The organism is Paraburkholderia sp. CI3 (assembly GCF_050436505.1).
GTDB classification, from domain to species: Bacteria; Pseudomonadota; Gammaproteobacteria; order Burkholderiales; family Burkholderiaceae; genus Paraburkholderia; species Paraburkholderia tuberum.
This window is the reverse complement of record NZ_JBNDMI010000004.1, coordinates 1,422,749-1,439,307: the sequence shown is the minus strand read 5'-3', so window position 1 is coordinate 1,439,307 and position 16,559 is coordinate 1,422,749. Positions and strand designations below refer to the sequence as shown.

14 protein-coding genes are annotated in these 16,559 nt (G+C 63.9%); all 14 read left to right on the top strand.

Going from position 1 to position 16,559, the window contains the following annotated elements:
- Positions 1-67 precede the first annotated feature (67 nt).
- The 14 genes from ispG to OKW29_RS27940 all read left to right on the top strand — a co-directional run bounded on the left by ispG (position 68) and on the right by OKW29_RS27940 (position 16,427).
- Positions 68-1,384 carry a flavodoxin-dependent (E)-4-hydroxy-3-methylbut-2-enyl-diphosphate synthase gene (ispG, locus tag OKW29_RS28005; protein ID WP_429293378.1) on the top strand — a complete coding sequence of 439 codons (1,317 nt, stop codon included), beginning with the start codon at positions 68-70 and terminating at the stop codon, positions 1,382-1,384.
- 21 nt (positions 1,385-1,405) lie between these two features.
- Positions 1,406-2,746 (top strand): histidine--tRNA ligase, encoded by a 1,341-nt coding sequence (gene hisS / locus OKW29_RS28000; protein WP_429293377.1) that lies wholly within the window; start codon positions 1,406-1,408, stop codon positions 2,744-2,746.
- 66 nt (positions 2,747-2,812) lie between these two features.
- Positions 2,813-3,442 (top strand): YfgM family protein, encoded by a 630-nt coding sequence (locus OKW29_RS27995; RefSeq protein ID WP_429293376.1) that lies wholly within the window; start codon positions 2,813-2,815, stop codon positions 3,440-3,442.
- A 79-nt stretch (positions 3,443-3,521) separates the two neighbouring features.
- Positions 3,522-4,667 (top strand): outer membrane protein assembly factor BamB, encoded by a 1,146-nt coding sequence (gene bamB, locus OKW29_RS27990; RefSeq protein WP_184067625.1) that lies wholly within the window; start codon positions 3,522-3,524, stop codon positions 4,665-4,667.
- 470 nt (positions 4,668-5,137) lie between these two features.
- Entirely contained in the window at positions 5,138-6,475 is a 1,338-nt protein-coding gene (gene der / locus OKW29_RS27985) for a ribosome biogenesis GTPase Der (protein ID WP_184067628.1), read from the top strand.
- Between the two features lie 175 nt (positions 6,476-6,650).
- Positions 6,651-6,887, top strand: coding sequence for an RNA chaperone Hfq (gene hfq / locus OKW29_RS27980; protein ID WP_006051315.1), 237 nt, complete (start codon positions 6,651-6,653; stop codon positions 6,885-6,887).
- A gap of 30 nt (positions 6,888-6,917) precedes the next feature.
- Positions 6,918-8,132, top strand: coding sequence for a GTPase HflX (gene hflX, locus OKW29_RS27975; RefSeq protein ID WP_429293375.1), 1,215 nt, complete (start codon positions 6,918-6,920; stop codon positions 8,130-8,132).
- A gap of 49 nt (positions 8,133-8,181) precedes the next feature.
- The gene (hflK, locus tag OKW29_RS27970) at positions 8,182-9,594 is read left to right on the top strand and encodes an FtsH protease activity modulator HflK (protein ID WP_429293374.1); all 1,413 of its coding nucleotides are present in this window, start codon (positions 8,182-8,184) and stop codon (positions 9,592-9,594) included.
- Positions 9,595-9,609: 15 nt separating this feature from the next.
- On the top strand, positions 9,610-10,515 hold the full coding sequence (hflC, locus tag OKW29_RS27965) for a protease modulator HflC (protein ID WP_429293373.1): 906 nt from the start codon (positions 9,610-9,612) through the stop codon (positions 10,513-10,515).
- A 43-nt stretch (positions 10,516-10,558) separates the two neighbouring features.
- Complete coding sequence (locus OKW29_RS27960) at positions 10,559-10,750, top strand: DUF2065 domain-containing protein (RefSeq protein WP_090800720.1); 192 nt, start codon at positions 10,559-10,561, stop codon at positions 10,748-10,750.
- Between the two features lie 217 nt (positions 10,751-10,967).
- Entirely contained in the window at positions 10,968-12,119 is a 1,152-nt protein-coding gene (locus OKW29_RS27955) for an ATP phosphoribosyltransferase regulatory subunit (RefSeq protein WP_184067638.1), read from the top strand.
- A 221-nt stretch (positions 12,120-12,340) separates the two neighbouring features.
- Positions 12,341-13,687 carry an adenylosuccinate synthase gene (locus OKW29_RS27950; protein ID WP_090800717.1) on the top strand — a complete coding sequence of 449 codons (1,347 nt, stop codon included), beginning with the start codon at positions 12,341-12,343 and terminating at the stop codon, positions 13,685-13,687.
- Between the two features lie 18 nt (positions 13,688-13,705).
- Positions 13,706-14,278, top strand: a complete 573-nt coding sequence (locus OKW29_RS27945) for a phosphoribosyltransferase (protein WP_429293372.1) — start codon at positions 13,706-13,708, stop codon at positions 14,276-14,278.
- A 262-nt stretch (positions 14,279-14,540) separates the two neighbouring features.
- The gene (locus OKW29_RS27940; RefSeq protein ID WP_429293371.1) at positions 14,541-16,427 is read left to right on the top strand and encodes a potassium transporter Kup; all 1,887 of its coding nucleotides are present in this window, start codon (positions 14,541-14,543) and stop codon (positions 16,425-16,427) included.
- The last annotated feature ends 132 nt before the right edge of the window (positions 16,428-16,559 follow it).

Below are 16,559 nucleotides of genomic sequence, written 5' to 3'. Positions count from 1 at the left end.
CGGTCAACCGGTCCGCGGCGCTTTTTCAATTCAGGCGCTGCGTTTTTGCATAGCGCGTGCGGCGTAAATGGGTTTTTCGATGCAAACCGAAGCTCAATCCCAATCCTGTAGCAAGATCGTTTCAGACGAGCCGGTGTTCGGCGGCCCCGCGATGCGGCGCAAGTCGCATGCGGTCAACGTCCGATGGGGCGGCCAGCTCGTGACCGTCGGCGGCGATGCGCCGGTGCGCGTGCAGTCGATGACCAACACCGACACCGCCGACGCGATCGGCACCGCTATCCAGATCAAGGAACTGGCGCAAGCCGGGTCCGAACTGGTGCGTATCACCGTGAATACGCCGGAAGCGGCGGCGGCCGTTCCGGCGATCCGTGAGCAACTCGACCGCATGGGCGTGATGGTGCCGCTCATCGGCGACTTCCATTACAACGGCCACCTGCTGCTGCGCGACTATCCGGGCTGCGCGGAATCGCTGTCGAAGTACCGGATCAATCCGGGCAACGTCGGGCACGGCGCGAAGCGCGACACGCAGTTCGCGCAGATGATCGAGACGGCGGTCAAATACGACAAGCCGGTGCGCATCGGCGTGAACTGGGGCAGCCTCGACCAGGACCTGCTCGCGAAGATGATGGACGAAAACGGCTCGCGCGCCACTCCGTGGGAAGCGCAAAGCGTGATGTACGAAGCGCTGATCCAGTCGGCGATCGGCTCGGCGGAACGTGCGGTCGAACTCGGCCTCGGGCGCGACCAGATCATCCTGTCGTGCAAGGTCAGCGGCGTGCAGGATCTGATTGCCGTGTACCGCGAACTCGCGCGCCGTTGCGATTTCGCGCTGCATCTTGGCCTGACCGAAGCGGGCATGGGCTCGAAGGGCATCGTCGCGTCGACTGCGGCGCTGTCGGTTCTGCTGCAGCAGGGCATCGGCGATACGATCCGTATTTCGCTGACGCCGGAACCGGGCGCGTCGCGCACAGGCGAAGTGATCGTCGGTCAGGAAATTCTGCAGACCATGGGCCTCCGGTCGTTCACGCCGATGGTGATCGCGTGCCCCGGCTGCGGCCGCACCACGAGCACGCTGTTCCAGGAACTCGCGTCGCAGATCCAGACCTACCTTCGTCAGCAGATGCCGGTGTGGCGCGACCAGTATCCCGGCGTCGAGCAGATGCACGTCGCGGTGATGGGCTGCATCGTCAATGGTCCGGGCGAATCGAAGCAGGCGAATATCGGCATCAGCCTGCCGGGCTCGGGCGAGAATCCGGCCGCGCCGGTGTTCGTCGACGGCGAAAAGGTGAAGACGCTGCGCGGCGAGAACATCGCGCAAGAATTCCAGCAAATCGTGAGCGACTACGTCGAGCGCCGCTATGGCCGCGCCGACGCGCTCAACTAAATACCGGCTATCGAAACACAGATGACTGAACAGAAGAAAAAGCTCGAGAAGCTGTCTGGCGTGAAGGGCATGAACGACATCCTTCCGCAGGAAGCCGGGCTCTGGGAATTTTTCGAAACCACCGTCAAGTCGATGCTGCGTTCGTACGGATACCAGAATATCCGCACGCCGATCGTCGAGCATACGCAGCTGTTCACACGCGGTATCGGCGAAGTGACCGACATCGTCGAAAAAGAGATGTACAGCTTCACCGACGCATTGAACGGCGAAAACCTGACGATGCGCCCGGAAAACACGGCGGCCGTGGTGCGCGCGTCGATCGAACACAACATGCTGTACGATGGCCCGAAGCGTCTGTGGTATATCGGTCCGATGTTCCGTCACGAGCGTCCGCAGCGCGGCCGTTATCGCCAGTTCCACCAGGTCGGTGTCGAGGCGCTCGGTTTCGCGGGTCCGGATGCGGACGCGGAAATCATCATGATGTGCCAGCGTCTGTGGGACGACCTCGGCCTGACTGGCATCAAGCTCGAAATCAACTCGTTGGGCCTCGCTGAAGAGCGCGCCGCGCATCGTGTCGAACTGATCGCGTATCTCGAAAAGCACATTGACGTGCTCGACGAAGACGCGAAGCGCCGTCTCTATACGAACCCGCTGCGCGTGCTCGATACGAAGAATCCTGCGCTGCAGGAACTCGCGCGGAACGCGCCGAACCTGATCGATTTTCTTGGGGAAGAATCGCGCGCGCACTTCGAAGCTCTGCAGCGTCTGCTGAAGGCGAACAACCTTCCGTTCACGATCAATCCGCGTCTCGTGCGCGGTCTCGATTACTACAATCTGACCGTGTTCGAGTGGGTGACCGACAAACTCGGCGCGCAAGGCACGGTCGCGGCGGGTGGCCGCTACGATCCGCTGATCGAACAGCTCGGCGGCAAGCCGACGGCTGCGTGCGGCTGGGCGATGGGTGTCGAGCGGATTCTCGAGTTGCTGAAGGAGGAACACCTCGTGCCGGAAGACGAAGGTTGCGACGTGTACGTGGTCCATCAGGGCGACACCGCGCGCGAGCAGGCGTTCATCATCGCCGAGCGTCTGCGCGATACCGGTCTCGACGTGATCCTGCATTGCAGCGCGGACGGTCAGTCGGCAAGCTTCAAGTCGCAGATGAAGCGCGCCGACGCGAGCGGCGCCGCGTTCGCGGTCGTGCTCGGCGAAGATGAGATCGCCAACGGCACGGTCGGCGTGAAACCGCTGCGCGATACGCAAGCCCACGGCGGTAAGAACGAGCAACAGAACGTGCCCGCCGAAGACTTGACCGAATATCTAATCAATGCGATGGTTGCATCCGCCGAAGACGGCGACGACTGATCGCGATGTCGTTGGGCCGGCTGGCTCGACACGCACACGTAGCAAGAATGAGGAAATCGCCGGGCAATGAGTTACCACGACGAACAAGAATCGATTGAAAGTCTGAAGGCATGGTGGACGCAGTGGGGCAATGCGACCACGTGGATCGTGCTGGTGGTGTTGCTGGCAGGCGCGGGCTGGAACGGCTGGAATTTCTGGCAGCGTCGTCAGGCCGCGGAAGCCGCGGTGCTGTATGACCAGGTTCAGCAAGCCGAGGCATCGGGCGATAAGGCGCAGATTGCGCGCGTCGCCGCCGACATGGAAGACAAGTTCGGCCGCACTGCCTACGCGCAGATGACCGCGCTGGGCGCCGCCAAGGCGCTGTACGCCGCTGGCGACGAAGCCGGCGCGAAAGCGCAGCTGCAATGGACGATCGATCACGCGAAGGACGACGAGTTCAAGCAGATCGCGAAGCTGCGCATGGCATCGCTGCTGCTCGACGACAAGGCATACGACCAGGGCCTCGCGCTCCTGGCCGAGCCACAATCCGATGCCTTCAAGGGCGTCGTGGCGGACCGCCGCGGCGACCTGCTCGCCGCCCAGGGCAAGCGCGACGACGCGCGCGCGGCCTACAAGCTCGCGCTCGACTCGCTGTCGAACAGCGACAGTTCGGCGCGCCAGCTGATCCAGTTCAAGCTGGATGCGCTTGGCGGCTGAGCGTCCCGCGCGGCGCGCCGCGAGCCACGACCGCAAGGCGGTCTCCTTTAATCCAATTTCCCGAATGCTTCGTCCACCGATGAATCTGCTGAAACGTTACGCCGTGCCCGTTATCTGTGCGATGACCGTTCTCACGCTGGCGGCTTGCTCATCCACGAAAGACGAGCGCCGTGTGCCGACGCCGCTCACCGAGTTCAAACCCGTGCTCGACGTGCAGCAGTCCTGGTCGGCGAGCGTCGGCAAGGCGGGCCGCTACCTGTTCTCGCCGGTTGCGGTCGGCAATGCCGTGTATGCTGCCGGCACGAATGGCACGGTCGCCAAGATCGACGCGCAAACGGGCAAGGACGTGTGGCGCGTCAAGTTGCACGATGATCTGTCGGCGGGCGTCGGCAGCGATGGTACGCTCACCGCGGTCGGTGGCTTGAAGGGCGACGTGTACGTGCTAGGCGCGGACGGCAAGCAGCTGTGGACCGCGAAGGCGCCGGGCGAGATCATTACGCCGCCGCTCGTCGGCAACGGCCTCGTGATCGTGCGCACGATCGACGGCCAGATCGTCGCGTTCAACGCGCAAACCGGCGAGCAGAAGTGGAACTTCCGCAACCGCGCCGTGCCGCTGAACCTGCGCGTGTCGTCGGGCATGACGTTCGCAGGTGACGCGGCCGTGCTGGCCGGCTTCCCGGGCGGCTCGTTCGCCGCGATCAACTTGCAGACGGGCGACGCCTACTGGCAAACGCCGGTGTCATATCCGAAGGGCGTGACCGAGGTCGAGCGTATCAACGACGTGACCGGCCCGCCCACGCTGGTGGGTTCGGAGACCTGCGCGGTGACGTTCCAGGGCCAGATTGGCTGTTTCGACGCCAACTCGGGCCGCGCGCTGTGGGGCAAGCCGTTCTCGAGCACGAGCGGCCTCGCGCAGGATGAGCGCAGCGTGGTCGCCGCCGACGACTGGTCGGTCGTGTCCGCATTCGACGTGAGCAACGGCTCGGTGCTGTGGAAGAACGACACGCTGAAGAACCGCGACCTGAGCGTGCCGACGCTGCTCGGCCGCGCGGCCGTGTTCGGCGACTACAAGGGCTTCGTGCATTTCCTGTCGACCGTCGACGGCACGCTTGTCGCACGAGTGAAGACCGACGGCAGCGCGATTACCGCGGCGCCGGTGCTGGCTGGCGACACGCTGGTCGTACAGACGCGCGACGGCGGCCTGTTCGGCTATCGTCCGCGCTGATCGCTATAAATGATGTCGGGCGCGCAGGCCGGCTTTGCCGGCCGCGCGCTTTTTAATTGAAGTCTGCGCCGGCTTTGGCGTGCGGCTCCTGCGTCGGGTTGCCATGCTGCCCGTCGCGTGATCGGGCAGGCTCAATAGAAAAAATCGCCGGACGGGCTGGTCCGGCAAGTCGGATCGAGGCTGTGGCCGCCGGCATGCAAGGCGGCGCGTGCGCTTCGTCGACGGCCTTGCAAATTAAAGACGCCCTCGAACACGAGCGCGTCAGCCGTCGAGCAGCCCGGTCTGAAGCAGGCGCCCCCGGCGGCGTCTGTGCAGCCCACGCCCGTCCGCCTGGATGCGCATATCGATCGCGCATCCGGAGCAGGCTGAATTCGTGATAATTTCGTCAGAACGCCACCCCGTGGCGGCCGCCTGGCGTCGCTACGCGCGCGATCGGTTGCGATCCCGCGTTTCACCGTGAACAACATCAGATGAAACCCGTTATTGCCCTCGTTGGGCGCCCCAATGTGGGGAAATCCACGCTGTTCAACCGCCTTACGCGTTCGCGTGATGCGCTGGTTGCCGACCTGCCCGGTCTCACGCGCGATCGCCATTACGGCGAAGGACGCGCCGGCGAGCGGCCGTATCTGGTCGTCGACACCGGCGGCTTCGAGCCGGTCGCGAAAGACGGCATCCTGCACGAGATGGCGCGCCAGACCCGCCAGGCGGTCGAGGAGTCGGACGTCGTCGTGTTCATCGTCGATGGGCGCAACGGTCTCGCGCCGCAGGACAAGTCGATCGCCGACTATCTGCGCAAGGTCGGCCGGCCGATCTTCCTCGTTGTGAACAAGGCCGAGGGCATGAAGTACGCCAACGTCGCGGCCGACTTCTACGAACTCGGTCTCGGCGATCCGCGCGCGATTTCGGCCGCGCACGGCGACGGCGTCACCGACATGATCAACGAGGCGCTCGAAGTCGCGTATGCCGGTCAGCCGGAAGAGAACGAGGAAGACAAGGAAGCGCGCGGCGTGAAGATCGCCATCGTCGGCCGGCCGAACGTTGGTAAGTCGACGCTGATCAATGCGCTGGTCGGCGAAGAGCGCGTGATCGCGTTCGACATGCCCGGCACTACGCGCGACTCGATCTACGTCGATTTCGAGCGCAACGGCAAGCCGTATACGCTGATCGACACGGCCGGCCTGCGCCGCCGCGGCAAGGTGTTCGAGGCGATCGAAAAGTTCTCGGTCGTGAAGACGCTGCAGTCGATCTCCGATGCGAACGTCGTGATCCTGCTGCTCGACGCGCGTCAGGACATCTCGGATCAGGATGCGCACATCGCTGGCTTCGTCGTCGAGCAGGGCCGCGCGTTGGTGGTTGGCGTGAACAAATGGGACGGTCTCGATCCGCATGTGCGCGAGCGCACCAAAGCCGACCTCGAACGCAAACTAAAATTTCTGGACTTCGCCAAATTCCATTTCATTTCCGCCGCGGAAAAAACCGGAATCGGGCCGCTGATGCGTTCGGTCGACGACGCGTACACGGCCGCGATGTCGAAGCTGCCGACGCCGAAGCTGACGCGCGCGCTGATCGAGGCGGTCGAATTCCAGCAGCCGCGCCGTCGCGGTCCAGTGCGTCCGAAGCTGCGTTACGCACACCAGGGCGGACAGAATCCGCCGATTATCGTGATTCACGGCAATGCGCTCGACGCGATCACCGACACGTATAAGCGGTACCTCGAAAATCGCTTCCGGGAAACTTTCAAGCTGACGGGGACTCCATTGCGAATAGAGTTCAGATCGTCGACGAACCCTTACGCGGACAAAGGCTGAAGCAAGCTGAAGCTGGTCTTAAACCTGGGCTGAAACCCGCGTGTATGCTGGGTTTGGCCGGGAGTCCCGGGCCCGCGCGTCGAAATGAAAATCAGCTATAGTGTAGCGGTTGGCGGCGGATCTCTTTTTCTTCGCCGTCAATTCAGTCAACCTGCAAAAAAATACGGAGTTTGCTATGAGCAACAAAGGGCAATTGTTACAAGACCCGTTTTTGAACGCACTGCGTAAAGAGCATGTGCCGGTGTCGATCTACCTGGTCAACGGCATCAAGCTTCAAGGGAACATCGAATCGTTCGACCAGTACGTCGTGTTGCTCCGGAATACGGTCACCCAGATGGTCTACAAGCACGCCATTTCGACGGTCGTGCCTGCCCGTCCGGTGAATTTCCACCCGGATTCCGAACAGTCCTAACCCTCGCCGCGGCCGGCACACTGTCGCCCGTTGGCGATCACTCCCGGCCGCGTCATTTTGATACCCTCCAATTTGATCAATGCAGCGCTCGTTGGCATCGACTTCGGCAAGATCGATTTCGAAGCCAGTCTCGAAGAACTCAGCCTGCTCGCGCAAAGCGCGGGCGCGAACCCCCTGGTCACCCTCACCGGACGCCGTTCCAGTCCCGACGCGAAGATGTTCGTCGGCAGCGGCAAGGCCGAAGAATTGCGCCTTGCGTGCGAAGCAAACGACATCGAACTCGTGATCTTCAACCATGCTCTGGCGCCTGCGCAGCAGCGCAATCTGGAGCGGGCGCTTAATCGGCGCGTGGTCGATCGCACCAGTCTGATCCTCGATATTTTCGCGCAGCGCGCGCGCAGCCACGAAGGCAAGCTGCAGGTCGAACTCGCGCAGCTGCAATATCTGTCGACCCGGCTGATTCGCGCGTGGACCCACCTCGAACGTCAGAAGGGCGGTATCGGATTGCGCGGTCCAGGCGAGACGCAGCTCGAAACCGACCGCCGGCTGATCGGCGAGCGCATCAAGGCGCTCAAGATCCGCCTCGACAAGCTGCGCCGCCAGCATGGCACGCAACGCCGGGCGCGGGATCGCAACCAGACGATGTCGGTGTCGCTCGTCGGCTACACGAACGCCGGCAAATCGACGCTTTTCAACGCGCTGACCAAGGCGCAGGCGTATGCCGCCGACCAGTTGTTCGCCACGCTCGATACCACCTCGCGGCGCGTGTATCTGGGCGACGAAGCGGGGCAGGTGGTGGTGTCCGATACCGTCGGTTTCATCCGCGAGCTGCCGCACCAGCTCGTCGCCGCGTTCCGCGCGACGCTCGAGGAAACCATTCACGCGGACCTGCTGCTGCATGTCGTCGATGCATCGAGCGCGGTGCGGCTCGACCAGATCGATCAGGTCAACGAGGTGTTGCACGCGATCGGCGCGGACACGATCCGTCAGGTGCTCGTGTTCAACAAGATCGACGCGGTGCCAGAGCTGGCAGCCCGTGGCGACGCGGTCGAGCGGGACGAGTATGGTAATATTTCGCGCGTCTTTTTGAGCGCGCGCACCGGGCAGGGGCTGGATGCATTGCGCGCTGCCATCGCCGAAATCGCTACAGCCGAACCGCTTGCCGACATGCCGTTCGATGCGTCGCAAGATGACCGCGCGGCGCAACTGCGCGACGACCACAAGGTTCCAGAACTCGGGCACTGACCCGTTCCAATTGCACTGACCCGCTGTCTACTCTGGTGAACGAACACAGGTGAACGATTACAACGAGCGGAGTATCTGGCTGCGTATGCGCGCCTTGCTTTCACTGAACGATCCGCGTTGGGGCCGGGGCGACGGCAACGGCGACCGGCAACGGCCGAACGATCCGAAGCGACCGGCACGCGACGGTGAAGGTCCGCCCGATCTCGACGAAATGTGGCGTGATTTCAATCGCCGTCTGTCCCGGATTTTCGGGCGCCGGGGCGGCGGTGTCGGCGGTGGCCGTCCTGACAACGGCCGTGGCGCGCGCATCGGCGTCGGCATCGTGATCGGCGTGCTGATCGCGATCTATCTCGGCAGCGGCGTGTTCGTCGTGCAGGATGGCCAGGCGGCCGTCGTGCTGCAGTTCGGCAAGTATCGCTATACCGCGGCGCCGGGCGTGCACTGGCGTCTGCCGTTTCCGTTCGAGTCCCACGAGTTCGTCAATGTCGGGCAGATCCGCCAGGTCGAGATCGGCCGTAGCAATGTGGTGCGTCTCGCGAACGTGAAGGACGCGTCAATGCTCACGCACGACGGCGACATCGTCGACGTGCGCTTCGCCGTGCAGTACCAGGTGCGCAATCCCAACGACTTTCTGTTTCGCAGCGTCGATCCCGATCAGAGCGTGATGCACGCCGCGCAGGCGGCGGTGCGCGGCATCGTCGGCGCGCAGAGCACTAGCGATATCCTCGATCAGGATCACGAAACTTTGCGCCAGCAGCTGATCGCGGCGATCCAGCAATCGCTCGATCAGTACCAGTCCGGTCTGGCAGTCACGGGCGTGACGATCCAGAGCGTGCAGGTGCCCGAGCAGGTGCAACCGGCGTTCGCCGACGCTGCGAAGGTGCACGACGAAAACGAACGCGCGAAACGCGATGCGCAGGCTTATGCGGCCGATCTTCTGCCGCGCGCGCAGGCCGACGTCGATCGTCAGGTCCAGGAAGCCAAAACCTATAGCCAGACCACGGTCGCGCAGGCGCAGGCCGAGGCCGAGCGCTTCAACCAGGTCTACGCCCAATACGCGAAGGCGCCGGCCGTCGTGCGCTTCCGCCTGTACATGGAAACCATGCAGCAGATTTACGCGAACGCGACCAAGGTGTTCGTCGACGCGAAGAACGGCAACAACGTGCTGTATCTGCCGCTCGACAGGCTCGTCGAGCAGAACCGCGAACGCCAGGCCGCGGCGGCGGGCGCCGCCGCTTCGGGTCCTGCTGTCGCGGGCGCGCCGCAAGCGGCGAGTGCGGCCGCGCCGTCGGCCGCGTCGGCCGCGTCGGCCGCTGAGACCGGTGCCGCGGCAGGCTCCGCCGCCGATGGCGCATCCGCACCCGCTGCTTCCGCGCCTGCGCCAGCGAGCCGGCCGAGCGCCGCGTCGCTGCGCTCGCGCGAAGCGTTCCGCAATCGCATGCGCGAAGACGACGTTCAATAAGGAGCGCACAAGAATATGAACCGAATCATTGCGCTCGTCGTCGCGGTCGTCATCGTGCTGTTCGCGGCATCGTCGATGGTGTTCGTCGTCGATCAACGGCATATGGCTGTGTTGTCCGCGCGCGGCGACGCGACGCCCACGCTGCTCGGCCCGGGGCTGCACGTGAAGCTGCCGCCGCCGCTGCAAACGGTCGTGTTCGTCGACAATCGCATCCAGTCGCTCGACGCACCCGACGAAGATCATTACGTGACGTCCGACAAAGCCGATCTGCTGGTCAACCCGGTGATCAAGTTCCGGGTGACCGATCCGCTGAAGCTGATCGCCGAAACGAAGGGAGATCCGCAGAGTCTGCCCGACCGGCTCGCGCTGCTGTCGCGCGGCGCGCTCGGCGACGCGTTCGGCAAGTTCACGCTGTCCGACGCGCTCGCCAAACAACCGGCGGTCGCCGAAGAGGCCCGCGGTGCGATGGACAAGGGCGCGGCATCGCTCGGCGTATCGGTCGTGGATGTGCAACTCACGCGCGTCGATTTCCCGGCCGCGGTGGCCGACTCGGTATTCAAGCGCATGATCGCCGCGCGCCAGCAGGTCGCGGCGGACGAGCGAGCGAAGGGCGCCGCCGAAGCGAACCAGATCCGCGCGGACGCGCTCGCGAAGCAGCAGGCGGTGCTCGCCGACGGCCTCGCGCAGGCGCAGGGCATTCGCGGCGAAGGCGATGCAAAGGCCGCGGAGATCGCTGCCGAAGCGTTCGGCAAGGATCCGCAGTTCTACCAGTTTTATCAAAGCATGCAGGCGTACCGGAAGACCTTCAAGCCGGGCGACCTGATCGTGGTCGACTCCAGTAGCGAGTTCTTCCGCTTCATGCGTAGCCCGACCGGCGGCGTCGCCCCGGACGCTTCCGCGCCTGCTGCGCGCAAACGCTGATTACCGAAGGCCGCGGCATCCGCATCGCGGCCGCTTCACTCGCATGGACATAGCTGGTTCGTTATTGCTCGCGATCGCGCTGATGCTGATTATCGAGGGGATGTTTCCGTTCGTTTTTCCAACCGCCTGGCGCGACACGTTCCGTAAAATAGCGGAACGACCGCCGCATCAGATTCGTGTCGGAGGGCTCATCGTGATGTTGCTCGGGCTGGTTCTACTGTTCATCGCGACCTGAAGCCGGCTTGCTTGTCTGACGAACGCCGCGTGTTGCGGCGTGTTTTGCCGGCCCGAGCAAAACGCGTACTGACCGGCCACGCCGCCGCGCGTCGCGCGCGTGCCGCAAAGCGCCGCCCGGGCGTCTGTGTCAGCCGCCAGAATCAAGCCGCTCTACGTCATTCACACTCATCATCGGCGCTGCAAGACGCCGTGTTCAACGCCGTAGGACTGTATCGATGTCGACCTGGTTGCTTCCTGAGAATATCGCCGACGTGCTGCCGTCGGAGGCCCGCAAGATCGAAGAATTGCGGCGTCATTTGCTGGACCGTTTCCGCTCGTACGGCTACGAGATGGTGATGCCGCCGCTGCTCGAATACCTCGAGTCGCTGCTGACGGGCGGTGGGCACGATCTGAATCTGCGCACCTTCAAGCTCGTCGATCAGCTGTCGGGCCGCACGCTCGGTCTGCGCGCCGACATCACGCCGCAGGTCGCGCGCATCGACGCGCATCTGCTGAACCGCCAGGGCGTCACGCGTCTTTGCTATGCGGGCAACGTCGCGCATACGCGCCCGCGCGGCCTGCATGCGACCCGTGAGCAGATCCAGATCGGTGCGGAAATCTACGGCCACGCGGGGCTCGAAGCGGACCTCGAAATCCAGCAGCTGATGCTCGACTCGCTGCGTCTCGCCGGCCTCGCGAAGGTGCGTCTGGACTTGTGTCACGCGGGCGTGCTGGCGGCGCTGATCGAAGCCGAGCCGGCCGCCGAAGAACTCGGCCAGGCGCTCTACGACGCGCTGGCCGGCAAGGACGTGCCGCGTCTGGTCGAGATGACCGCGCAATTCTCGCCGGTGATTCGCGATGCGCTGCGCGCGCTGCCGACGCTGTACGGCGACGCGTCGGTGCTCGAAGAGGCCCGCGCGCGTCTGCCGAATTCACCGGCGATCGCCCGCGCGCTCGACGACCTCGCGTTCCTCGCGAGCCAGGTCGACGGCGCCGAAGTGATGATCGACCTCGCCGATCTGCGCGGCTACGCGTACCACAGCGGCGTGATGTTCTCCGCTTACGTGGACGGCGTGCCGAACGCGGTCGCGCGCGGCGGCCGTTACGACCACGTCGGTCAGGCCTATGGCCGCGCTCGCGCGGCAACCGGCTTTTCGCTGGATCTGCGCGAAGTCGCGCGGATCTCGCCGGTGGAAGCGCGCAGCAGCGCGATCCTCGCGCCGTGGCGGCACGACGAAGCGTTGCGCGTGGCGGTCGCGGCATTGCGCGATGGCGGTGAAGTGGTCATCCAGGCGCTGCCTGGCCACAAGCACGATCTCGATGAATTCGCGTTCGACCGGGTGCTGGTCGAGCGCAATGGCGCATGGGTGGTTGAACCGCGCGCTTGAGCCGCGCGTTCCGATCTACGCTGCCGGGGACCCGTCCCCCGACGTTCGCCCGAGGGCGGCGCAACCACCGCCCGAATCGCGCGCGGTCGAGCGACTCTTCGCGGCCGCGCATCCCTCCCAATACTCAACATAACGTGCATACCGTTGAGCGGAAACGGAAAAATTCCGGAAGCTTCCGCGAACCTAGGTAAAATACGTTTTTAACCAGCTTACGAAACAACATGTCTGCCAGCGCAGTGAATGTGAACCCCGGGCGCAACGTCGTCGTCGTGGGTACCCAATGGGGTGATGAGGGCAAGGGCAAGATCGTCGACTGGCTGACGGACCACGCTCAGGGCGTCGTTCGCTTCCAGGGCGGTCACAATGCCGGTCACACGCTTATCATCGGCGGCAAGAAAACCATCTTGCGTCTGATTCCGTCGGGCATCATGCATCCCGGCGTCGCGTGCTACATCGGCAATGGCGTCGTGTTGTCGCCGGAAGCGCTGTTCAAGGAAATCGGCGAACTCGAAGCCGCCGGCATCGACGTCCAGAAGCGCCTGTTCATTTCCGAAGCCACCACGCTGATCCTGCCGTACCACATCGCGATCGACCAGGGCCGCGAAGCGCGCCGCGGCGCGAGCAAGATCGGCACGACCGGCCGCGGCATCGGCCCGGCCTACGAAGACAAGGTCGCGCGCCGCGGCCTGCGCGTGCAGGACCTGTTCGACGCGCCAGCCTTCGCCGAGCGTCTGCGCGAAAACCTCGACTATCACAACTTCGTGCTCACGCAGTACCTCGGCGCCGCCGCGGTCGACTTCCAGCAAACGCTCGACACGATGCTGAGCTACGCCGACCGACTGAAGCCGATGGTCACCGACGTGTCGCGCCGTCTCTACGACGTCAACGCGAACGGCGGCAATCTGCTGTTCGAAGGCGCGCAGGGTACGCTGCTCGACATCGACCATGGCACCTATCCGTTCGTCACCTCGAGCAACTGCGTCGCGGGTGCCGCGACGGCGGGCGCGGGCGTCGGTCCGCAGAAGCTCAACTACATCGTCGGCATCACGAAGGCGTACTGCACGCGTGTCGGTTCGGGCCCGTTCCCGAGCGAACTGTACGATGCGGACAATGCCTCGCGCCAGGACCCGATCGGCCTCGAACTCGCCACCGTCGGCAAGGAATTCGGCTCGGTCACCGGCCGTCCGCGCCGCACCGGCTGGCTCGACGTCTCCGCGCTGCGTCGCTCGATCCAGATCAACGGTGTGACGGGGCTGTGCATGACCAAGCTCGACGTGCTCGACGGTCTCGACGAAGTGAAGCTGTGCGTCGGCTACACGATCGACGGCCACAACGTCGATCTGCTGCCGCGCGGCGCGACGGAAGTCGCGCGCTGCGTACCGGTCTACGAAACCTTTGCGGGATGGAAGGAAAGCACGGTCGGCATCAAGGAGTGGGACAAGCTGCCCGCCAACGCGCGTGCGTACCTGACGCGCGTGCAGGAAGTCGCGGGCATTCCGATCGACATGGTCTCCACCGGTCCGGACCGCGACGAAACGATTCTGCTGCGTCATCCGTTCAAGGTCTAAGCGATGCAAGGTGTACCCATGATCGCGATGAAAGATCCGCGCAACGACGACAAGAACCTGTGGGTCGGCTGGGACGAATATCACCGGCTGATCGAGGTGCTCGCACTTGCCGTGCACGAATCGGGCTGGAAGTTCGACAAGATCCTGTGCCTCGCGCGCGGCGGTCTGCGCGTCGGCGACCAGCTGTCGCGCATCTACGATCTGCCGTTGGCGATTCTGGCAACGAGCTCTTATCGCGAGGCAGCGGGCACGCAGCAGGGCGAACTCGACATCGCGCAATACATCACGATGACGCGCGGCGAACTGCACGGTAACGTGCTGCTCGTCGACGACCTCGTCGATTCGGGCGTCACGCTCGCGCGCGTGCAGCAGCATCTGAAGGAACGCTATCCGGCCATCACCGCGGTGCGCTCGGCCGTGCTGTGGTACAAGGGTTGCTCGAAGGTGAAGCCCGATTACCACGTGCAGTATCTGCCGACCAACCCGTGGATTCATCAGCCGTTCGAGGAGTGGGACACGGTGCGTCCGCATAACCTCGGCGCGTGGATCAAGCGCGGCATCGCCCAGGCCGATGAGGCGTCGGACAATTGACGCGAAGCCGCGCGCCTCACGCTTTGTCGCATCGGATCTCGCGCGTCATCGCGGTGTCAGAAAACGGAGCCCAGTCGGGCTCCGTTTTTTTATGCGTCACGCGCGGCGCCAGGACGTCCGCACCGCGACAGGCGCGTCCATATCGCAGTGCTACACTGCGCGGACATCCACGTGGCGTATCCACAACAAGCCGGGCGGTACCGGATGGGCAGTTTAAAATAGCGGTCGTTTTTTCCGCCCGGGAACGGATTTCCTCGCGTCCATGACAGATAACAATCACGTACACAAACAGCCACTGCCTTCCCTTGCGATTGCCGCGATCGGAGTGGTGTTCGGCGACATCGGTACGAGCCCGTTGTACGCGCTGAAGGAAGCCTTCAGTCCGTCGCACGGCATCCCGTTGACCGATCAGTCGATCCTTGGGGTTATTTCGCTGCTGTTCTGGGCGATCGTGATCGTGGTCGGCGTCAAGTACGTGCTGTTCGTGATGCGCGCCGACAACAACGGCGAGGGCGGCGTCCTCGCGCTGATGGCGCTGGCGATGCGCTCGGTCGATCAGAAATCGAAAATGGCCGGCCTTCTGATGATGCTCGGCATCTTCGGCGCCTGCATGTTTTACGGCGACGCGGTGATCACGCCGGCAATCTCGGTGATCTCGGCGGTCGAAGGTCTCCAGATCGCCGCGCCGCATCTGGCGCATCTGGTGATTCCGCTGACCGTCGTGATCCTGATCGTGCTGTTCTGGATCCAGCGGCACGGCACGGCCACGGTCGGCCGTCTGTTCGGGCCGATCATGACGCTTTGGTTCCTCGTGCTCGCCGTGCTCGGCCTGTGGCACATCATGCAGTCGCCGAATGTGATCCAGGCGCTCAATCCCTACTACGCGTACACGTTCATGGCCGCGCACGTGCTGCAGGCCTACGTGGTGCTCGGCTCGGTCGTGCTGGTGCTGACCGGCGCGGAGGCGCTGTACGCGGACATGGGCCACTTCGGCGCGCAGCCGATCCGCATGGCGTGGTACGTGCTCGTGATGCCTTCGCTCGTGCTGAACTACTTCGGCCAGGGCGCGCTGCTGATGCACGACCCAAAGGCGATCGAAAATCCGTTCTTCCTGCTCGCGCCGGACTGGGCGTTGTTGCCGCTCGTCGTGCTGTCGACGGTCGCGACGGTGATCGCGTCGCAGGCGGTGATTTCGGGCGCGTACTCGCTGACGAGCCAGGCGATCCAGCTCGGCTACGTGCCGCGCATGAAGGTCCTGCACACGTCCGAACTCGCGATCGGGCAGATCTATGTGCCGGTCGTGAACTGGATGCTGCTGTTCATCATCCTGTGCATCGTGATCGCGTTCAAGAGCTCGGACAATCTGGCGGCCGCGTACGGTATCGCGGTGACGGCAACGATGGTAATCACGACGATCCTTGCCTGCGTCGTGATGGTGAAGGTGTGGAACTGGAACAAACTGCTGGTTGGGCTCATCATCGGCGTGTTCATGATGGTCGACCTGGGCTTTTTCGGCGCGAACCTGCTGAAGGTCGAAGAGGGCGGCTGGTTGCCGCTGTGCATCGGCGGCCTGCTGTTCTTCCTGCTGATGACGTGGTTCAAGGGCAGGATGATCGTGAAGGAACGCACGGCCGCCGACGGCATTCCGCTGATGCCGTTCCTGCAAGGCCTGCTCGCGCATCCGCCGCATCGCGTGTCGGGCACCGCGATCTATCTGACCGGCAGCGATTCGCTGGTGCCGGTGAGCCTGCTGCACAATCTGAAACACAACAAGGTGCTGCACGAGCGCACGATCTTTCTGACCTTCGTCACGCGCGACATTCCGTACGTGAAGGACGCCGATCGCGTGACCGTGAAGGACATGAACGGTGGCCTGTGGCTGGTGAAGGCAGCCTACGGCTTTAACGAAACGCCCGACGTGAAGGCGGTGCTGCTCGACGTCGGCCGCACGCACGACATGACCTTCGAAATAATGGACACGTCATTCTTCCTCGCGCGCGAAACGGTGGTGCCGACGCAATTGCCGGGCATGTCGGTATGGCGCGAGCGTGTGTTCGCGTGGATGCATCAGAACGCCGCGAAGCCGACCGACTTCTTCAGCATCCCGGCTAACCGGGTCGTGGAACTGGGAACGAAGATCGAGATTTGACGGCTCGCGCGTGACGTGCGGGAGCGCAAACAAAAAGCCCACGCAATGCGTGGGCTTTTTGTTCATGCGCGCGTGCAAGCGGTTGAGCGCGCGACGCAGTCATGTCACGGACCGGAGCGCGTGCGACGACGT